The sequence below is a fragment of the Pelagibacterium xiamenense genome (genome assembly GCF_021166475.1).
GTDB classification, from domain to species: Bacteria; Pseudomonadota; Alphaproteobacteria; order Rhizobiales; family Devosiaceae; genus Pelagibacterium; species Pelagibacterium xiamenense.
The window spans coordinates 109533-127946 of sequence record NZ_JAJOYS010000001.1; the positions used below are offsets into that span (position 1 = coordinate 109533).

An 18414-nucleotide genomic window follows, 5' to 3' on the forward strand; every position below is an offset into this window, starting at 1 on the left:
ATGAAGCACGGGCCAGTCAAATCGCGGTGAAACCTCGCAGGCCGCGGGTTAAGAAATTGCCCACTCTTCAACAAGGGCTTCACCGGTCCGCCGGCCCGGCATAGGCAGCCCGCAATTCCGCGATCTCTTCGAGCGCCGCCTCGAACGCCGACCAGTCGTCCTTGTCCGCGATCGGCGCCCAGAGCGCTTCCATCTCCTCGATCACCATCGTGCGCGGCCGGGCGCGGTCGAAATAGGGATGCGCCCGCGCTCCGGGCCGCGCTTGGTAGTTCGAAAGCGCCGCCCTGACAGGCTCGAATTCCGCCGCCGCATAAGCCGAAGCTGCGGGGCTGGCACCGAGCCGCTCGGCATCCGCCCCGCCGCGCAGATCGAAAATGACCTGCTCGAACGGCGGATTGATCGCGCCCAGGAACTTGAAAAGCGCTGCCGTGAATTCGGCATCCTGATCTTCCCCCGCCGGTACGAGCGCCAGCCGCTCGAGCACCGCCAGCGCCAGCCCCCGCTGAAAGGCCGGCCAGAAGCGGTTGAGCGCCGGTTCGAGCTTGGGGATGTCGCTCAGGGGCACGAGACACTCTGCGAGCCGCGTGAGGTTCCACGCCAGCGCGTCGGGCTGGCGCCCGAAGGCGTAGAGCCCGCCCTGGTCGAAATAGGCCGCCGTGAACCCGGCCTCGTAACGGTCGAGGAACCGCCACGGGCCATAGTCGAAGGCTTCACCGGTGATGTTGATGTTGTCAGAGTTTAGGACGCCATGAACGAACCCCGCCGCGATCATCCGCGCGCCGGTTTTGGCCACGGCCTCGCAGACCGCGCCCAGAAAGGCCGGCACTTTTTGCGCCTCGGCCAGATCACCGAGATGGGGATAATAGTGGGCGATCGCATGATCGACGAGGCGCCGGATATTCTCCGTGTCCTCGAGGTAGGCAAGACGCTGGAACGTGCCGATCCGGATATGGGAATGCGACAGCCGCACGAGCACCGAGGATCGCGTAGGCGACGGTTCGTCGTTGCGCATCAGGGATTCACCCGTTTCGATCAGAGAGAAACTCTTGGACGTATCGACCCCGAGCGCCTCGAGCATTTCGGTCGCGAGCACCTCGCGCACCCCGCCCTTCAGGGTCAGCCGCCCGTCGCCGCCGCGCGACCATGGCGTCGTACCCGACCCCTTGGTCCCCAGATCGAGCAGCCGCCCGTCCTCGAGGTCGCGCAATTGCGCGAACAAAAAGCCGCGCCCGTCGCCGAGGTCGGGGTTGTAGACCTGGAACTGATGCCCGTGATAGCGCAGCGCGAGCGGGGTCCTGAAGCTCCCCTCAAACGGTTCGAACCACCCGAACCGCGCGATCCAGTCTTCGTCGGAAAGCCCGCCAAGGCCCACGCGTTCCGCCCAGCGCCGGTTGCGGTAGCGCAGGACGGTCCTGGGGAAATCGGCCGCTTCGACGGGATCGAAGAAATCGGGCCCGAGCCCGGCATGGACGGTTTCGAACTTGGCTTGAGGCACTGGCGATCCTGGCTATTGGCGCGCCGGGGAGCCTAAGTGCTTTCGAAATGATCGTAAACCGCCCGCGATAGTGCTTCGAGTTGGGGCCGGTCGAGAAAGCCCGAAATCGCGTAGGCCACGGGTCCGTCGACCCAGCGGAACGTATTGACCCCGTCCCCGTGCGAGAACTGGAACGCCGTATCCCGGGCCCCGATATTGCGCGCCAGAAGAATGGTGGCGCGGTCTCCCTGCGCATTCTCGTACATCAGCATCGCGCCCGGCACCCCGCCGATGGGCAGGAGCCGCCCGCCAACGAGCGCAAACCCCAGCGCTTCGAGTTCAGGCGCCGTAAACGGCTTGTCGATCCGGTTGCCCAGCCAACTCACGAGATGATCCTGCTCCTCCGCGCCGACTTCGACCGGATGGCGCACTTCGCGGACATAGGTCAAATAAACGTCGCTGGCCTCCCGCGCGAGCCATTCCCCGTCCGCGAGGCTGAACCCGGACGGCGTCGTTTCGGTCACGACCGCATCGTTGAGAAGATAGCCTGCCCCACCGCCCAGAAGGAAGGCGAATGCGAGCCCGGCTGCCATCAAAACCCCCGCCGGGACGCGCCGCTGCACAGGGCCAGGCTCGGGCAGATCCACCCCATCGCCGGTCGCATACGGCGCGAAGGCCCCGCGCAGCGCGTCATCATTGGCGCGCCAATCCTCGACCTCGGCCATCAGAGCGGGATGGGATTCAAGATGCTTTGCGACGGCGAGACGGCGCGCGGGATCGAGCTGCCCGTCGAGATAGGCGTGCAGATCGTCCTCTGTGATATCGATATGGTCCCTGTCCGTCATCGTTACTAACGCTGTGTCATCGATACGATATTGTCCTGCCGCAATGCCGTCGCCAGCCCGCGCCGCGCGCGGGAAAGCCGCGACATCACCGTGCCCATAGGAATTTCGAGAACTCTCGCCACTTCCCCGTAGCTGTAGCCTTCGAGCACCACCAGAAGCAGCACCGCGCGCATATCCGGCGAAAGCGTATCGAGCGCTGCGACGAGCCGCCTTTGCAAAAGCGGATCGCGCGCCTCTTCGGCCCCGTCCCCCGCCGCCGCAAGCCCGGGCGCGTCCTCGAACGGCACGCTTTCGGGCGTCCGGCGTCCGTCGCGCACGCGGTTGCGGTTGAGGTTGGTCATGATGGCGAAAAGCCAGCCCCTTAAATTGATCCCGCGCCAACTGCGCTGATTCTCGAGCGCACGCGCCACCGTGGCCTGGAACAAATCCTCGGCCGCATCCCGATTGCCCGTGAGCCCGTAGGCATAACGCCTCAGGGCGGGCAAGTGGCTCATGAGCTCAGCCCGCAAACCCCCGCTCCTCTGCAAAACCGGTCTTCGCGCGGGGGCGTGCGGCCGCCCCCGCGCGAACGTTTGCAAGCCAGCTTACATCAAGGCCGTGCCACGTCCCAGACGCCGCCGACCCCGTCGCCCGATGTCATGCCGGGTTCGGTGTCGTTGATCCAGTAGTAAAGCGGCCAGCCATCCTTGGCCCACATCACCGTGCCGTCGGTGCGCTCGACAAGCGTATAGGCGCCTTCGGCCATCGCGCCGTCCTCGGCAAAGAAGGGCGGCCAGTTGACCGCGCATTGGTCATAGCAGTTCGAAACGCCCTCTTCGTCATTGCGGAACGTATAGAGCACCATGCCCTCGGAATCCGCGAGGACAGGCCCCAGATCGGATTCAACGGTGGTGACATCGGGGGCGGCGACCGCCAACCCGGTCGCAGCAAGAAGGGCGCCGGCGGCCAGCGCGGCGCGCGAAATCGACTTCGAAAACATGCGGGATCTCCCTTGTTGTGCCTGCATGGCACGAGGCTCTATGCCCGGCCATGTTAAGTAAGACACCGCCAGGGGGCGGTTTATTCCCGCATTGCCAGAAAAATCCGGACGCTCGCACACTGCGCCGTGCCTTCGGCACCGTTGGTGAGCGCAAAAAGGCATGAAAAAACCCGGCTGCGAGTGGCAACCGGGTTCGATCAATAGCGCTGGAAGAACGCGGCTTATTCGCCCTTGTTCTCTTCGGCAGGCGCCTCGGCGTCGGCCTGCGCGGCCTCGGCGGCAGCAGCTTCTGCAGCGGCGGCTTCCTCGGCGGCCTTTTCGGCAGCAAGGGCCTCGGCGGCAGCGATCTTTTCGGCCTCGCGGGCGGCGCGGGCGTCGGCAGCGGCCTGACGCTCATCGGCCTCGATGCGCTTGGTGCGGGCGTTGGTCGATTCAAAGATACGGGCCGACTTGCCGCGGCGGTCGCGCAGATAGTAGAGCTTCGCGCGCCGGACCTTGCCGCGCTTGAGAACCTCGATGCGGTCGATCATCGGCGAATGGACGGGGAACACACGCTCGACACCTTCGCCATAGGAGATCTTGCGCACCGTGAAGCTTTCCATGATGCCGCTGCCCGAACGCGCGATCACGACGCCTTCATAGGCCTGAAGGCGTTCTTTTTCACCTTCGCGGATCTTGACCCACACCTTGACGGTGTCGCCATGGGTAAATTCGGGGATCGCACGCTTGGCAACAAGCGCGTCGAGCTGCTCTTTTTCGAGCTGCTGGATGATGTTCATATCTCTAATCCGTTCTGATCTTTTCACTGGGGTGCCTTGAGGCACCCGGTCTTGGTTGGACGGAACTTTCGTCAAGCGGCGCGTATAAACCGGAAAAGCCCCCGAGTCTAGGGCTTTTCCCTCTTAAATTCGGCCCAGAGATCGGGCCGCCGTGCCGCGGTCAGCGCCTCCGCCTGCGACCGGCGCCAGCGTTCGACCTTGCCGTGGTCGCCCGAAGTGAGAACCGCGGGGATTTCGCGGTCCTCGAATACTTGCGGCCGCGTATAGTGGGGATATTCGAGCAGCCCCGCCTCGAAGCTTTCGTCCTCATGGCTTTCCTGCGCGCCCAGGACCCCCGGCAGGAGCCGCACCACCGCTTCGAGCAGCACCATTGCGGCCACCTCGCCGCCCGCGAGCACGTAGTCCCCGATCGAGACTTCCTCAAGCCCCCGCGCGTCGATCACCCGCTGGTCGATGCCCTCGAACCGCCCGCAAACGACAACCGCCCCGGGGCCACTGGCGAGTTCGCGCACGCGCTTTTGCGTCAACGGCACCCCGCGCGGGCTCATGACGAGCTTCGGACGCGGATCGTCCGCCGGCGCGACATCGTCAATGGCGGCGGCGAGAATATCGGGCTTTAGCACCATGCCCGCACCGCCCCCCGCGGGCGTATCGTCGACAGTGCGGTGCTTGTCGTGCGCGTAATCGCGCAGGAAATGCGTATCGAGCGACCACGCCCCGGTTTCGAGCCCCCGCCCGATGACAGAGGCACCAAGCGGACCTGGAAAGACATCGGGGAACAACGTGATGACCGAGGCGCGCCAGCTCATCGCGCGTCATCCGGATCGACGTCCTCGGGATCGCGCGGCGTCTCCTCGAGCCAGCCTTCGGGCGGGATCGCCGTGACATAACCCTCGGCAAGCTTCACCTCCGGCACCACGGCCTTGGTGAACGGCAGGAAGACCGACCGCCGCGCGCCCGAAAGCCGCACATCGAGCAGATCGTCGGCGCCGAAATTGGTCACCGCCGTGATCGTCCCCAGCTCCGACCCGTCCACGAGCCGCACCGATAGTCCGATGAGATCGGTGTGATAGAACTCGTCTTCGTCCGGCTCTTCGAGCCGGTCGCGCGTCACATAGAGCGAAACGCCATTTAGCTTTTCGGCCTGGTTGCGATCCGTAACGCCCTTGAGCGTGGCGATAACGATGGTCTTGGCCACCCGCGCCTTGGCAATCGAGATCGAAAGCCCCGGCTTATCGGTCTCGAGCGGATCGTAACCGGCGATGGCAAGCGGATCCTCGGTATAGGAGGTGATGCGCACTTCGCCCTTGATCCCGTGCGCCGCGCCGATCTTGCCGAGGAGGATGCGATTGCTTGTCATAAAGGCCATTTCATCCACTGACCTGCGTGGATATCTCCGCGCGCGGTTATGCGGTAGCCACCAAGACGCGTCAATGTTTATGGTGAGCGTGAGTGGCAAAAGCAGCAGCGCCCTGCCAGCAGGCGTGACCGGGAGAGATGGGCTCTCCCGGCTGTGGCGACAGCCTCGCCGTGCAATGGAGGGACGATAATGTGGTTCTTACCCATTACCGTCAGCCTTGATATGAAAAAAGACCCGGTCGAGCTGGCAACTGCGGATCCGGGTCTCATTCATCGTCTGGTCCCGCACGCCCGTGCGGGCAAGATCACGCCAAAAAGCCTTACTCGGCTTTGGCTTCTTCGGCAGCAGCCTCTTCAGCCGGAGCCTCGGCTTGCGCTTCCTCAGCGGGAGCCGCAGCGGCTTCCTTGGCGGCTTCTTCAGCGGCCTTCTTTTCCTCGAGGCGCTCGAGCGCCTTGGCGCCAGGCTTGCCCTTGTTGGGGTTGTTCTTGGGGGTGCGCTTGAGAAGTCCCGCGGCATCGAAGAACCGCTCGACGCGATCGGTCGGCTGGGCACCCACTTCGAGCCAATGCTTGACGCGCTCGACGTCGAAGGTCACGCGGTCCTCGCGCTCTTTGGGCAGCATCGGGTTGTAGGCGCCGATGCGCTCGATCACGCGACCATCGCGCGGCGAGCGCGCGTCAGCAACGACGATGTGGTAGTAGGGGCGCTTCTTGGAGCCACCACGGGCGAGACGAATTTTGATAGCCATGTGTTTTTGGTCTTTCTCAGCTGAATAAAGGGTTGGTCTATTTCTTCTTGCCCGGAAGCCCGGGCAGCCCCGGCAAGCCGGGGAATTTCTGATTGCCGCCGAGACCGGGGAGCGAGGACCCACCGCTCTGCTTGGCGAGCTTCGAGAAATCGTCGGGAAGTTTCGAGGGATCGGCGCCCATCTTCTTGGCCATGTCCTCGATCTGGGCGGGATCCATATCGGGCATGCCGCCACCCGACAGCATTTTCTTGCCCATGCCGCCGAACATGCCCGCAAGCCCGCCGGCGCCGTTTTTCGAAACCTTCTTCATCATGTCCGCCATCTGGCGATGCATCTTGATGAGCTTGTTGATCTCGGAAACCTCGACGCCCGCGCCTTTCGCGATGCGCTTGCGCCGCGAAGCGTTCAAAAGCTCAGGCCTGGCGCGCTCTTTTTTCGTCATCGACTGGATGATCGCGACCTGCCGGTCGAAAATCTTGTCGTCCATCCGCCCGTCGGGCAGGTTTTTCTTCATACCGCCCATGCCCGGCATCAGATTCATCAAAGCGGCCATGCCGCCCATCTTCTTCATCTGCTGGAGCTGGCCCTTGAGATCGTCCAGGTCGAACTGACCCTTCTTCATCTTCTTGGCCATCTTCTCGGCGTCTTCGGCAGTGACGTTCGCCGCCGCCTTTTCGACGAGCGAGACGATGTCGCCCATCCCGAGAATGCGGTCGGCGATGCGCTTGGGATGGAAATCCTCGAGCGCGTCCATCTTTTCCCCGACGCCGATCAATTTGATCGGCTTGCCGGTCGCCGCGCGCATCGAAAGCGCCGCCCCGCCGCGCCCATCGCCATCCACGCGGGTGAGAACGATACCGGTGATGTCGACGCGCTCATCGAACGACCGCGCGAGATTGACCGCGTCCTGACCGGTAAGGCTGTCGGCTACGAGCAGGATTTCATGCGGGTCCGAGACCTTTTTGATCTCGGCGGTCTCCGCCATCAGCCCTTCGTCGATATGGGTGCGGCCCGCCGTATCGAGCATCACGACATCATACCCGCCGCGCTTGGCTTCGGTGAGCGCGCGCTTGGCGATATCGACGGCGGACTGCCCGGGGATAATCGGCAGCGTATCGACCCCGATCTGCGTCCCGAGCGTCGCCAGCTGCTCCATCGCCGCCGGACGGCGCGTATCGAGCGAGGCGAGAAGAACCTTCTTGTTCTCCTTGTCCTTCAGCCGCTTGGCGATCTTGCCGGTCGTCGTCGTCTTGCCCGAACCCTGAAGGCCCACCATGAGGAACGGCACTGGCGCGGGCGCATTCAAGGAAATCGGCGACGCCTCTTCCCCGAGCACGCCGACTAGCTCGTCATGGACGATCTTGACCACCTGCTGGCCGGGCTTGACCGAGCGCGTGACCTCCGCGCCCACGGCACGCGTGCGCACCTGTTCGGTAAACGCCCGCACCACTTCGAGCGACACGTCGGCCTCGATCAGCGCGCGGCGGACCTCCCGCAGCGCGGCCTCGACATCGGCTTCGCTCAACGCGCCACGGCCGGTCAGGCCGTTGAATACGGCGCCAAGGCGATCGGAAAGGCTTTCAAACATACTTCGTTCGCTCGTTTGTCTCGTGTCAGGGGGTAGAACGTCGAATATGGGTCTTGAGCGCGCCCGGAAAAAGTGGAAACCGCTTTTTCGGTTCGGGCGCGCGACCACCAAGAAGCACGGTCAAATGCAAAACGCACCCGCGGGCGCAACGCGCTGGCGGATGTTGACCGATTGCCTCTCGGGCAACCCAGTGACTCGAAATCCATCATTTCCTGACAGAAGGTCGAGGCGGCTTATAAGGAGCCGCAAGCAAAGAGTCAATTGTGAGCGGAGCCCGCGAAGGGAGCGGTGCGCCCCCTCGACAGGCCCTTCGCGTTACGCCGCCTTGTGTGCCCCGGCATCTTTCTTCTGGGCGCGATAATAATAGTTCGCGTTCTTGCCCAGAACCATAGAGCGGATCATCTTGCGCAGCCCTTCGGACTTGCGTAACGGCGCGGCGATCGCAGCCCCGGTGGCGATGAAGGCGACCTTCAGGGCATCCCAACCCGGGTTCACCCCCGGCGCCTTTTGCGCAAAGCCCCGGTCGCGCAGCATCGCGTTGGCGACATAAAGCCGGTTGCGCCGCCGCACCGCGCGCGTCTTCCACGTGATCGCGACCGAGATCGAATAGGTCTCGCGGGTCTTGATGTAGTGCGGCCACAGATAGGGTACGAAAACCCCCTCGCCCGGCTTGAGATCGTTATGCATCCCCTTGGCTTCGTAGCGCTCCTCGAATTTGAGGTTCCTGTGCTTGGTGATGCAGTGCTCGATCTGGTCCTCATTGGCGATGGAACGATCGTCATTGTCGTAGATGTTGAACTGCTTGTCGCCGTGGATCTGGACGAAGAAATTGTCTTCGCTGTCGAGGTGGAACGGCGTCGTCGAGTTGGGCGAGGAGACGAAGACGAACCCCTGGATATCCGAGAACCCCGCCGCGCGCAGGCTTGAAAAGCCCTGCGCCCGCGCCACCGAAAGCAGCGCGTCTTCCAAAAGCGCCTTGTAATCGGGATGGGTTTCGACCTGCTTGAGCACCATCCACGCCCCGGCCGTCTCGACGCGCTTGACGATCTCCTCGGGCGAAAGATCGACCAGCGGGGTCGCGTCGGGATCCTGGCTCACCGCCGCCTTGCCCGAATTGTATTCGATCCGGTCGCCGGGCAGGGACTTGACCAGATCCAAAATGGCGTCGAGCGTCAGCCGCGGATCGTTTTCGAGCCCGTGGGTGATCCGGAAGGGCTTGTTGGGAAACAGTGTTTCGAAGGCCGAGCGTTCGGCCCGGAGCAGTTCGGTCATGGTTGTGCGTCCTCTTTGAAAACCGCGCGCGGTTGCGCGCCCTTGAACCGTGAATAAGCCGCCTTGACGCCCGAACGCAGCGCTGCGCGCGCGTCAAAGGCGGCAATACAGAGTTTGGGCGCCAGGCCGCGCCGCGTGGGGATGAACAGGTCGCCGACCGCCAGCCGTTCGCGCCAGACGTGGTCGATCATCGGATGCCCGGGTGCCGCTGTTGAATCGACGAACGCGACCTCTGGATCTTCGGAAAAGTGCCGCGTCAGCGCCACGGTAAGCTGGACCCCCGGCGAATAACGCGCATAATCCTCGTCATAGGCCGTCTTGAAAAAGAACGCCGTTCCCTGCGCGCGAAACACGATGCCCGAGGCCAGCGGCGCGCCCTCGAGCGTCAACTCGCAGATCTCGACGGCGCCCTCGATCGCCAGCGCCGCGCAGGCCTCCGCGATGAAAGCCGCATCGCCGCTGCGCTGGCCGAGGCTGGAGCCCGCCGCACCCTTCCAGCCTTTTGCCTCAAGCGCCAGAAAGCGTTCGAGCGCCACGGCAATCTCTTGGGGCGTGCGCGCGAGAGACCATCCGACATCGCCAAGTTCCTCGAGCCGCTTGCGCTGGCGCCGCAACTCCTTGAGCTTTTTCGAGCCCATCCCGGCACGCAGATACGCTTCGGCATCCTGCCTCGCATCGAGCGCCGCGCGTTCATGCGCGTTGCGCACAACGGGCTCGAGGCCACGAACCGCCAGCGCGGTATCGAACGCACGCGCCACCGGCCCGTCGAGCGTCGCCATGGGCAGCGCCAGCATGGCAAGTCCGCTCGCCGCGGCCGCATCGATCAGCCCGCCGGCGGCGGCAACCAGGTCGCCCGCAAGCAGCGGCGTGCCGAGCGGCATATAGGGAAAGAGCGCAACGGCAGCGGGGATGGGCAGGAACAGCGCCTTGAGCGCGGAAATGACGGGGATCTGCCCCGTGAGTGTGCCGTCTTCGTCCTGGATCCGGATCAGGCGCGGCGTCCGTGCACCCGCAACATGCCGCGTCAGCGCCCCCAGATAGGCGCGCGACTGAAAAACGTTCGGCTCGGCGGCGCGATGGGCCAAAAGGGTCCAATCGGCGGCACCCGGCGCATCCGCGCCCGCTACAGTGTCCTGCCGCTGGCTCGCGAACCAGGGCTCTTCGACAGTTTCAAGTTCGACAAGGCTGGACATCGGCGCCGCTTCAATAGTGTCCATCAAAAGTTCAGACGGTCCTATCACCAAGCAGAGGCGGGCGATCATTAAAGCTCGGCTTTGCGTTAACAGAAGCCCTTAATCGCTAAACTTGTAGCGAACTTGCGGTCCCCCCGGCCCGCGCAACCCTGCCTTTCTGTCGCGGCACCGCGCCGGTGGTGGAAATCGCAACGCTTTTGCGCCATATAAGGCCGATAAACGCACCCGAGGAAAAGGCCTGCTGTCCGCATGAGCGCGCCGCTGCCCTATTTGAAGATGAACGGTTTGGGGAACGATTTCGTCGTTCTCGACGCGCGCGCGCGCGCCATAAAGCTCACCCGCGACCAGGTCCGCGCCATTTCCGATCGCGCCGGCGGCATTGGCTGCGATCAGCTCATTATCATGGAGCCCGACGGGATCGAGGGCGTCGATCTGTTCATGCGCATCTATAACGCCGAGGGCGGCGAGGTCGACGCCTGCGGCAACGCAACCCGCTGCATCGCCGGATTTGTCGCCGGGGAAACCGGCGACGACAATGTCACCATCCGCACCAATGCCGGCATCCTCGCGACGCACATCCAGGGCGACCTCGTCACCGCCGATATGGGCACGCCCCGCTTCGATTGGGACCAGATCCCGCTCGCCGAACCCTTTGCCGACACCACCGGCATCGAACTCCAGATCGGCCCCATCGACGCGCCGGTGCTGCACACGCCCTCGGTCGTCAATGTCGGCAACCCGCACGCGATCTTCTGGGTCGACGACCTCGCCGCGCACGACCTTGCACGCTTCGGCCCCCTGTTGGAAAACCACCCGATTTTCCCCGAGCGGGCAAACATCACCATCGCCCAGGTGATGGCCGCCGACCGTATCAGGGTCGTCGTCTGGGAACGCGGCGCGGGTCTGACGCTCGCGTGCGGCACCGCCGCCTGCGCCACCGCCGTCGCCGCCGCGCGCAAGGGTCTGACGGGCCGCAAGGTGACCGTTGAACTCCCCGGCGGCCCGCTCGACATCGAATGGCGCGAAACCGACGGTCATATTCTCATGACCGGTCCGTGGACGCTCGACGGCGAAGGCGTCATCGCCCCCGAACTTCTGGGGGAAACCGCCGCATGAGTATCGAAACCATCACCTTCGGCTGCCGCCTCAACGCCTATGAATCCGAAGTGATGAAGGCCGAGGCCGAAAAGTCGGGCCTTAGCGATGCGATCATCGTCAATACCTGCGCGGTGACCGCCGAGGCCGTCCGCCAGGCCAAGCAGAGTATCCGCAAGGCGCACCGCGACCACCCGGACAAGAAGATCATCGTCACCGGCTGCGCCGCACAGACGCAGGCGCGCGATTTCGGCGACATGGCCGAAGTCGATCTCGTCATCGGCAACAACGACAAGCTCAAGGCCGAAAGCTACGAGCCCATCGCCTTTGGCGTACCGCTCAACGACAAGGTCCAGGTCAACGACATCATGAGCGTGACCGAAACCGCCGGGCATCTGATCGACGGGCTCGACGGCCGCGCGCGCGCCTTCGTGCAGGTCCAGAACGGCTGCGACCACCGCTGCACCTTCTGCATCATCCCCTATGGCCGCGGCCCCTCGCGTTCGGTGCCCATGGGCGTCGTCGTCGAGCAAATCAAGCGGCTCGTCTTCAACGGCTATCGCGAAGTCGTGCTCACGGGCGTCGACATCACCTCCTATGGCGGCGATCTGCCCGGCGCGCCGACGCTGGGCAAGCTCACCCAATCGATCCTCAGGCACGTCCCCGGCCTGCCACGCCTCAGGATCTCCTCGATCGACTCGATCGAAGCCGACCCGGCGCTCTACGAGGCCGTGACCGATCCGCGCCTCATGCCCCACCTGCACCTCTCGCTGCAATCGGGCGACGACATGATCCTGAAGCGCATGAAGCGCCGCCATCTGCGCGCCGACGCGCTCGGCATCGTCGAAAAGCTCAGGGCCCTGCGCCCCGACATGGTCTTTGGCGCCGACATCATCGCCGGTTTCCCCACCGAAACCGACGCCATGTTCGAAAATACGCTCGATTTCGTCACCGAGGCGGACCTGACCTATCTCCACGTCTTCCCCTTCTCCCCGCGCGAAGGCACCCCGGCGGCGAAGATGCCGCAGGTTGCCAAGCGTGTGGCCAGGGAACGCGCTGCGCGCCTGCGCGCGGTCGGGGAAAGCCAGTTTCAAAAACTCTGCGCCTCCCGCATCGGCATGACTGAAACTGTGCTCATCGAGCGCGACGGCGTGGGGCGTACGGAACAGTTCGTGCCGGTCCGCACTTTCTCGGGCAAGCCCGGCGAAATTGTCCCCGTTGTCATCGATGCCGCCGATGCGGCCGGGCTCGTCGGCCGGCAGCACGGATACGCAGCAGCATGAGCACCAACCTTTTCCCGCAGATCGCCGCCTGGGTCAGCCGCCTGCGCGGCAAGGCTCCCGAATCCGAAACCGCAAAAGCCGCCAGACGCGCCACCGCCGCGCGGGATAAAAAGCCCACGACGTCCGACAATGAACCGGACTCGGGCAAAGCCAAACTCAAGCGCGCGGCACGTCAGAACGATCCGAAACGCCCAGGGACCTGATCGACCAACGCATGAGCGAACCAAAAAAGAGCATATGGGACAAACTCTTCGGCGTCCCGCCCGAAAAAAGCCGGCAGGATGAGAACGAGGCGCCGGAAGCCGGGCACGCTGAGGCCGAAGAGGCCCCCGCGCCCGAAAGCGAGGCCGATCCGCGCGACGCCGCTCCGCCCGAAATGCAGGCCGAATGGGTCAAGGCTGGCCACCCCAATCCGCCCGAGCAGGAGCCACCCGTCCCCGGCGACATCTGGAACCCGCTCGATAAGCCCGACGCCATCGAGGACCGGCTGCCAGAAGACCCCGAAGCGCCCGCGGACGAGCCCGAGGCCGAAACCACGACCGAGGCGGAAGCCGAACCCATACCGGTCACACCGGACGCGACGCCCGCGCCCGCCGAGCCTGAAAAGAAAAGCTGGTTCCGCCGCCTTTCGGACGGCCTCAAGCGCTCCTCGGACAATCTCACCAATTCCATCGGCGCGATCTTCACCAAGCGCAAGCTCGACGACGCGACCCTGCAGGACCTCGAGGACACCCTGATCGCCGCCGATCTCGGCATCGATACCGCGATGGCGATCACCGAAACCCTGCGCGCGGAAAAGTTCGACAAGGACGTCGCTCCCGAAGAGGTCCGTGCCGCGCTCGCTTCGGAAGTCCAGTCCGTCCTCGCCCCGGTCGCCACGCCCCTTGAGATCGACACGGCCAAAAAGCCCTTCGTCATCCTGATGGTCGGGGTCAACGGTTCGGGCAAGACGACAACCATCGGCAAACTGACCGCGAAATACAAAGCCGAGGGCAAATCCGTGCTGCTCGCAGCCGGCGATACCTTCCGTGCCGCCGCCGTCGAGCAGCTCGAAGTCTGGGGCCAGCGCAACAATGTCGAGGTCGTGACCCGCCCCACCGGCGCCGACGCCTCCGGCCTCGCCTTCGATGCGGTCAAAAAGGCCCAGGACGAGGGCACCGATATCGTCATCATCGATACCGCCGGGCGCTTGCAGAACCGTACCGAATTGATGGACGAGCTCGAAAAGGTGATCCGCGTCATCAAAAAGCGCGATGAGACGGCCCCCCACGCCACGCTTTTGACACTCGACGCCACTACGGGTCAGAATGCACTCAACCAGGTTGAGATCTTTGGACAAAAGGCCGGTGTCACCGGCCTCGTGATGACCAAGCTCGACGGCACCGCGCGCGGCGGCATTCTCGTTGCCATCGCGCGCAAATTCGGCCTGCCGATCCATTTTATCGGCGTGGGCGAAGCCATCGGAGATCTCGAACCGTTCAAGGCAGACGATTTCGCGCGGGCCATTTCCGGCCTCGCAGAGCAATAGGCATAAAGACGAATGGCAGAGAGCCAGACCAGGCAGACCGAACCCGATTGGGAAACCTTGAAACCCCAGATCACCAAGCTCGCCCTCGAGCTCGGCCCGCTTGTCGTCTTCTTCATCGTCAACGCGCAGGCCGATAACATCCTCGGCGCGTTTCCAGTTCTTCAGGGCTGGTTCTCCCAGGGCATCATCCTCGCTACGGCGGTCTTCATGGTCGCCATGCTGATTTCGCTGACGCTCTCGAAACTGATCATGAAGCGCATCCCCGTGATGCCGCTCGTGACCGGCGTCGTCGTGCTCGTTTTCGGCTCGCTGACGCTTTACTTCCAGGACAGCACCTTCATCAAATTAAAGCCCACCATCACCAACGTGCTCTTTGGCGCAACGCTTCTGATCGGGCTCATGTTCGGCCAATCGCTGCTGCGCTACGTTTTCGGCGAGGTCTATCATTTGAAGGATCGCGGCTGGTATCTGATGACGCTGCGCTGGGGCCTCTTCTTCTTCGCCCTCGCCGCGCTCAACGAGATCGTCTGGCGCAACTTCTCCGACGATTTCTGGGTCGCCTTCAAGGTCTGGGGCATCATGCCCATCACCATGGTCTTTGCCATGGCGCAGGTCCCATTGCTGACCAAGTACGCCCCCGACCCCAAAGAAGCCGAAAGCCCGGCAAAGGCCGCTGTCGAGGCCGCGCAGACGGAGACCTGAGCGGTTTAGGCAAGATCCGTGTGGGCGAACGCCTCGCCCGAATACAGGAGCTTGAGCCTGTACGCCTTCGCACAGGCATAGCTGTAGCATTGGGCGTGACTGAGCCCTGCCCGATGACCCGAATCTCGACCATAGGTTGCCGCCGCATCGAGCGCGATACGACCGATATCGCTTGAAATGGTGATCTCACGCGCCTGCAACGCCTTGACCAAGGCATCGACCGCTTCGTGCGCCTGGGCGATCCTCCGTGCATCCGTCGCGCTTTGCGCGGTCGTCTTGGCGCGGGCAACGGCGGTGCAGGCGTGATGGATCACCAGCGGCGACACGAAATACGGCCCTCCGGCCCGCTCCAGCTGCGCCTCGAGCCCATCCGCCCCCGGCGCGTCAAGGAGGATCGCTACGATGGCCGATGCGTCGATGAACATCAGGTTTCGCCCCACATCGCGTCGATATGGGCCTTCATGTCAAAATCCGGATCGGTGGGCCCCATCGCGCGGACGAGCGCCTTGGCCCGCGCGAGCCGGTCGCGCAGCGGGATCGCGGCTCTGGCGCGCGTAATCTCCTGCCGGAGCGCCCGCCGCACGGCCTCGGTCTTGGTTGGCGCGCGGGTCAAAAGCTGCAATTCACTCGCCAGCCTGTCGACTTCGTCATCCCGGATATAGAGCGGCATCGGAATATCCTTTCGCTACGATCTGTATATTCGTAGCGCGATCCCCGACGCAAGCTACCCCCGCGCCGCCTCAATCGCCGGCAACAGCCGCTCACGATAGCTCCGCTCATCGAGCGGCCCGGTGTGCTTGAAGACGATCACGCCCTCATTATTGACCACGAAAGTCTCCGGCACACCGTAGACCCCCCAGTCGATCCCCACCCGCCGATCGCGATCCGCGCCGACGCGGTCATAGGGGTTGCCGAGTTCGGAAAGGAAGGCCCGCGCGTTTTCCGCCGGATCGTCATAGTTGATCCCGAACATCGCCACATCGACGGCTTCGGCCATTTCCATGAGATAGGGGTGCTCCGCCCGGCACGGCACGCACCAGCTCGCAAAGACGTTGACTACCGTAACGCCGTTGCCCGAAAGGTCCGCCGTCGCGAACCCGGGCAGGTCCAAGCCCTCGACCGGCGGCAGATCGAATTGGGGCACCGGCTTGTCGATCAGCGCCGAGGGCACCAGTGACGTATCCCGCCCCATCTGCGTTGCAAACACACCGACCAGCGCAACAAGCACCACAAGCGGCGCGAGCGCCAGGATAAAACGCGTCCGGCCGCTCATTGCCCGCGCCGCCTCGGACGTTTCGCTTCGAGCTCAACGATCCGCCCCCGCGTCCGCCGCGCGTCATAAACTGTCCAGCCGACAAGCGCGGCGACCACCACGACGGTCCCCAGATAAGCTGCAACGATGAATTCCCAATGCGCGCCGAGCTCAATCATTGGCACCTCCCGCAGCCCGCGCCGCCGCACGCTCGAGAGCATGCACCCGCCGCTTGCCGATCTCGGTGCGCATGCGCACCAGATGCAGGGTCAAAAACAGGAACGAAAACGCAAAGGTCATGACAAAAAGCGGAACGAGGATCGCCGCATCGATCGTCGGCCCATCGGCCCGGAACACCGATGCCGGCTGGTGCAGCGTCTGCCACCAGTCGACCGAAAACTTGATGATCGGGATATTGACCGCCCCAACAAGCGTAAAGACCGCCACGATCCGCGCGGCCTTCAATTGATCGTCGAACGCCCGCCAAAGGGCGATGATCCCGAGATAGATGAACAAAAGGACAAGCGTCGACGTCATCCGCCCGTCCCATTCCCAGAACGTGCCCCAGGTCGGCCGGCCCCACATCGATCCGGTGAAAAGCGCCACTGCCGTGAACGCGGCCCCCAGGGGCGCGGCGGCCTTCTGGCTGACATCGGCCATAGGATGCCGCCAGACGAGCGTGCCGATGGCGGAGACGGCCATCACCCCATAGCAGAACTGCGAAAGCCACGCGGTCGGTACGTGCACATACATGATGCGCACCGTATCGCCCATATAGCGCTCGCCCGGAGAGGCCGCGAACCCGTAATAGAGCCCCACGGCGAAGAGCACCGCCGTCACAACCGCCAGCGGGATCACCAGATGCCGGGACCACTGCAGAAACAGCCCCGGATGCGCGATCCGCGTGAACCAGCCCGGCTCAGCCGAATTGTCGATCCCGCTCATTCACTCTCCAGATATCCTGAGCGCCAGCGCCGCCGCGAAGGGCACGAGCGCCACGGTCAATAAACTCAGCGCCGCAAGGAACAGCATCGCCTGGCCGGATGCACCCATCGCCGACCGGCTCATCGTGCCGGCCCCGAAAATTAGCACAGGCAGCGTCAGCGGCAAGATAAGGACGGGTGCGACAAGTCCGCCACGTTTCAGCCCCACCGTCACCGCCGCCGAGAGCGCAACGAAGGCCGCTAGCGCCGGCGTTCCAAGCAACAGCCCCAAGAGCGCCGCGCCCAGCATCGCCCCGTCCATCCCGAACAAAAGCCCCAGCGCCGGCGCCGCGACGATCAGCGGCAGGCCCGACAGCAGCCAATGCGCCACGAGCTTGGCAAAGACAATCGCCTCAAGCGAAAGTGACCCGTGCCGGAACGCGATCAACGAGCCGTCCTCGAAATCGGACCGGAACAGCCGGTCATGGCTCAAAAGCTGGGCCAAAAGCGCCGCGACCCAGATCATCGCCGGCGCAATGGCCGCAAGCAGCACGCGGTCCGGCCCCACCGCGAACGGCACGACGACCCCGATGCTCAGGAAAAACAGCAAAAGCGTGAGCACGTCCCCACCGAGCCGCAGGCTCAGCTTGAGGTCGCGCGCGATGACGGCGAAAAACGCGCTCAATGCATAAGCCTTTCGAGCGCAACGGTCCGCGTCCGTGCATCGGCCTCGATGCCGAGCGGCAGATGCGTGGCGATAATCGCCATCCCGCCACGCTCGAGATGCGCGCCGATGAGCGCATTGACCCACTCGCTCCCCTCCGCGTCGAGCGCGCCTGTCGGCTCGTCGAGCAGCCACACCGGCTTTTTCGCCGCGATCAGCCTTGCCAATGCGAGACGCCGGGTTTGCCCGGCCGAGAGGACGGCCGCCGAGACCGACGCCAGGCCGCCGAGCCCGGCCGCCTCCAGCGCGTCGTCGACAGCCCCGGTTTCCCCGCCATTGACCCGCGTCCAAAAGAGCAGATTCTCGCGCACCGAGAGCCCCTTCTGGACCGCCGAAAGGTGTCCCAGAAAATGCATCTGCGCCGCCTCGCGGAGTTCCGGGTCGAGCCCAACCCATTGAATCACACCGGCTTTTTTCGCCAGATGCCCACCAAGCGTCAGAAGCGTCGTGCTCTTGCCCGACCCGTTGGGCCCGCGCAGAACCAGCGCTTGGCCCGCCCCGATCTGCGCCGAAAACCCCACAACGACATCCACCCCGCCCCGCGCGATGGCAAGGTCCGAGACGGTCAAACCGAGGGGCGGCGATGGAACGGTCGGGCTCATGGGAACCTTCCTATGGGACCGGGTTCGGCTCTGGCAAGTCCGAACGCGATTCATTATAGAAAGGGCA

Annotated in this window: 23 protein-coding genes; 5 read left to right on the top strand and 18 right to left on the bottom strand. The window is 64.2% G+C overall.

The annotated features are described in order from the left end of the window. Positions 1–79: 79 nt before the first annotated feature. From LSG43_RS00550 to LSG43_RS00600, 11 genes are all read right to left on the bottom strand, one after another. Positions 80–1495, bottom strand: a complete 1416-nt coding sequence (locus LSG43_RS00550) for a protein adenylyltransferase SelO family protein (protein ID WP_231800347.1) — start codon at positions 1493–1495, stop codon at positions 80–82. A 32-nt stretch (positions 1496–1527) separates the two neighbouring features. Next, a complete protein-coding gene (locus tag LSG43_RS00555) occupies positions 1528–2319 on the bottom strand; it encodes an anti-sigma factor family protein (protein ID WP_231800348.1) in 792 nt (263 codons plus the stop codon). Positions 2320–2324: 5 nt separating this feature from the next. Then, positions 2325–2813 carry an RNA polymerase sigma factor gene (locus tag LSG43_RS00560; RefSeq protein WP_231800349.1) on the bottom strand — a complete coding sequence of 163 codons (489 nt, stop codon included), beginning with the start codon at positions 2811–2813 and terminating at the stop codon, positions 2325–2327. Positions 2814–2908: 95 nt separating this feature from the next. After that, positions 2909–3283, bottom strand: coding sequence for a COG4315 family predicted lipoprotein (locus tag LSG43_RS00565; RefSeq protein ID WP_439652009.1), 375 nt, complete (start codon positions 3281–3283; stop codon positions 2909–2911). 236 nt (positions 3284–3519) lie between these two features. Then, positions 3520–4077 carry a 50S ribosomal protein L19 gene (gene rplS, locus LSG43_RS00570; RefSeq protein WP_231800351.1) on the bottom strand — a complete coding sequence of 186 codons (558 nt, stop codon included), beginning with the start codon at positions 4075–4077 and terminating at the stop codon, positions 3520–3522. A 107-nt stretch (positions 4078–4184) separates the two neighbouring features. Next, the gene (trmD, locus tag LSG43_RS00575; RefSeq protein ID WP_231800352.1) at positions 4185–4886 is read right to left on the bottom strand and encodes a tRNA (guanosine(37)-N1)-methyltransferase TrmD; all 702 of its coding nucleotides are present in this window, start codon (positions 4884–4886) and stop codon (positions 4185–4187) included. Beyond that, entirely contained in the window at positions 4883–5437 is a 555-nt protein-coding gene (gene rimM, locus LSG43_RS00580; protein ID WP_231800353.1) for a ribosome maturation factor RimM, read from the bottom strand. The genes trmD and rimM overlap by 4 nt, the downstream gene beginning before the upstream one ends. A gap of 319 nt (positions 5438–5756) precedes the next feature. Beyond that, positions 5757–6185: a 30S ribosomal protein S16 gene (gene rpsP / locus LSG43_RS00585; RefSeq protein ID WP_231800354.1), complete on the bottom strand. Its 429-nt coding sequence runs from the start codon at positions 6183–6185 to the stop codon at positions 5757–5759. A 37-nt stretch (positions 6186–6222) separates the two neighbouring features. Then, positions 6223–7773 carry a signal recognition particle protein gene (gene ffh / locus LSG43_RS00590; protein ID WP_231800355.1) on the bottom strand — a complete coding sequence of 517 codons (1551 nt, stop codon included), beginning with the start codon at positions 7771–7773 and terminating at the stop codon, positions 6223–6225. A gap of 315 nt (positions 7774–8088) precedes the next feature. After that, on the bottom strand, positions 8089–9045 hold the full coding sequence (locus LSG43_RS00595; protein WP_231800356.1) for a cupin-like domain-containing protein: 957 nt from the start codon (positions 9043–9045) through the stop codon (positions 8089–8091). Continuing rightward, the gene (locus LSG43_RS00600; RefSeq protein WP_231800357.1) at positions 9042–10262 is read right to left on the bottom strand and encodes a GNAT family N-acetyltransferase; all 1221 of its coding nucleotides are present in this window, start codon (positions 10260–10262) and stop codon (positions 9042–9044) included. Before LSG43_RS00600 ends, LSG43_RS00595 begins: the two co-directional genes overlap by 4 nt. A 225-nt stretch (positions 10263–10487) precedes the next feature. Between LSG43_RS00600 and dapF the strand changes: the two genes are divergently transcribed. Genes dapF through LSG43_RS00625 form a run of 5 tightly spaced genes read left to right on the top strand, consistent with a single transcriptional unit; the run spans position 10488 to position 14846 of the window. Then, positions 10488–11354, top strand: a complete 867-nt coding sequence (gene dapF / locus LSG43_RS00605) for a diaminopimelate epimerase (protein ID WP_231800358.1) — start codon at positions 10488–10490, stop codon at positions 11352–11354. Further along, a complete protein-coding gene (gene mtaB, locus LSG43_RS00610; RefSeq protein ID WP_231800359.1) occupies positions 11351–12616 on the top strand; it encodes a tRNA (N(6)-L-threonylcarbamoyladenosine(37)-C(2))-methylthiotransferase MtaB in 1266 nt (421 codons plus the stop codon). The genes dapF and mtaB overlap by 4 nt, the downstream gene beginning before the upstream one ends. After that, on the top strand, positions 12613–12819 hold the full coding sequence (locus tag LSG43_RS00615) for a hypothetical protein (RefSeq protein ID WP_231800360.1): 207 nt from the start codon (positions 12613–12615) through the stop codon (positions 12817–12819). The genes mtaB and LSG43_RS00615 overlap by 4 nt, the downstream gene beginning before the upstream one ends. Positions 12820–12830: 11 nt before the next feature. Continuing rightward, on the top strand, positions 12831–14144 hold the full coding sequence (ftsY, locus tag LSG43_RS00620; protein WP_231800361.1) for a signal recognition particle-docking protein FtsY: 1314 nt from the start codon (positions 12831–12833) through the stop codon (positions 14142–14144). Between the two features lie 12 nt (positions 14145–14156). Beyond that, a complete protein-coding gene (locus LSG43_RS00625) occupies positions 14157–14846 on the top strand; it encodes a septation protein A (protein WP_231800362.1) in 690 nt (229 codons plus the stop codon). Between the two features lie 5 nt (positions 14847–14851). Here the strand turns inward: LSG43_RS00625 and LSG43_RS00630 are convergent, their stop codons facing one another. From LSG43_RS00630 to ccmA, 7 genes are read right to left on the bottom strand one after another with little or no spacing between them, the layout of a single operon-like run. Continuing rightward, on the bottom strand, positions 14852–15271 hold the full coding sequence (locus LSG43_RS00630) for a PIN domain-containing protein (protein ID WP_231800363.1): 420 nt from the start codon (positions 15269–15271) through the stop codon (positions 14852–14854). Then, the gene (locus tag LSG43_RS00635) at positions 15271–15516 is read right to left on the bottom strand and encodes a type II toxin-antitoxin system VapB family antitoxin (protein ID WP_231800364.1); all 246 of its coding nucleotides are present in this window, start codon (positions 15514–15516) and stop codon (positions 15271–15273) included. Before LSG43_RS00635 ends, LSG43_RS00630 begins: the two co-directional genes overlap by 1 nt. A gap of 54 nt (positions 15517–15570) precedes the next feature. After that, complete coding sequence (locus LSG43_RS00640) at positions 15571–16119, bottom strand: DsbE family thiol:disulfide interchange protein (protein ID WP_231800365.1); 549 nt, start codon at positions 16117–16119, stop codon at positions 15571–15573. After that, positions 16116–16277 (bottom strand): heme exporter protein CcmD, encoded by a 162-nt coding sequence (gene ccmD / locus LSG43_RS00645; protein ID WP_231800366.1) that lies wholly within the window; start codon positions 16275–16277, stop codon positions 16116–16118. Before ccmD ends, LSG43_RS00640 begins: the two co-directional genes overlap by 4 nt. After that, entirely contained in the window at positions 16270–17043 is a 774-nt protein-coding gene (locus tag LSG43_RS00650; protein ID WP_231800367.1) for a heme ABC transporter permease, read from the bottom strand. The genes ccmD and LSG43_RS00650 overlap by 8 nt, the downstream gene beginning before the upstream one ends. Further along, positions 17044–17706 carry a heme exporter protein CcmB gene (gene ccmB / locus LSG43_RS00655; RefSeq protein ID WP_231800368.1) on the bottom strand — a complete coding sequence of 221 codons (663 nt, stop codon included), beginning with the start codon at positions 17704–17706 and terminating at the stop codon, positions 17044–17046. Then, positions 17703–18347, bottom strand: coding sequence for a heme ABC exporter ATP-binding protein CcmA (gene ccmA, locus LSG43_RS00660; RefSeq protein ID WP_231800369.1), 645 nt, complete (start codon positions 18345–18347; stop codon positions 17703–17705). Before ccmA ends, ccmB begins: the two co-directional genes overlap by 4 nt. Positions 18348–18414 lie beyond the last annotated feature (67 nt).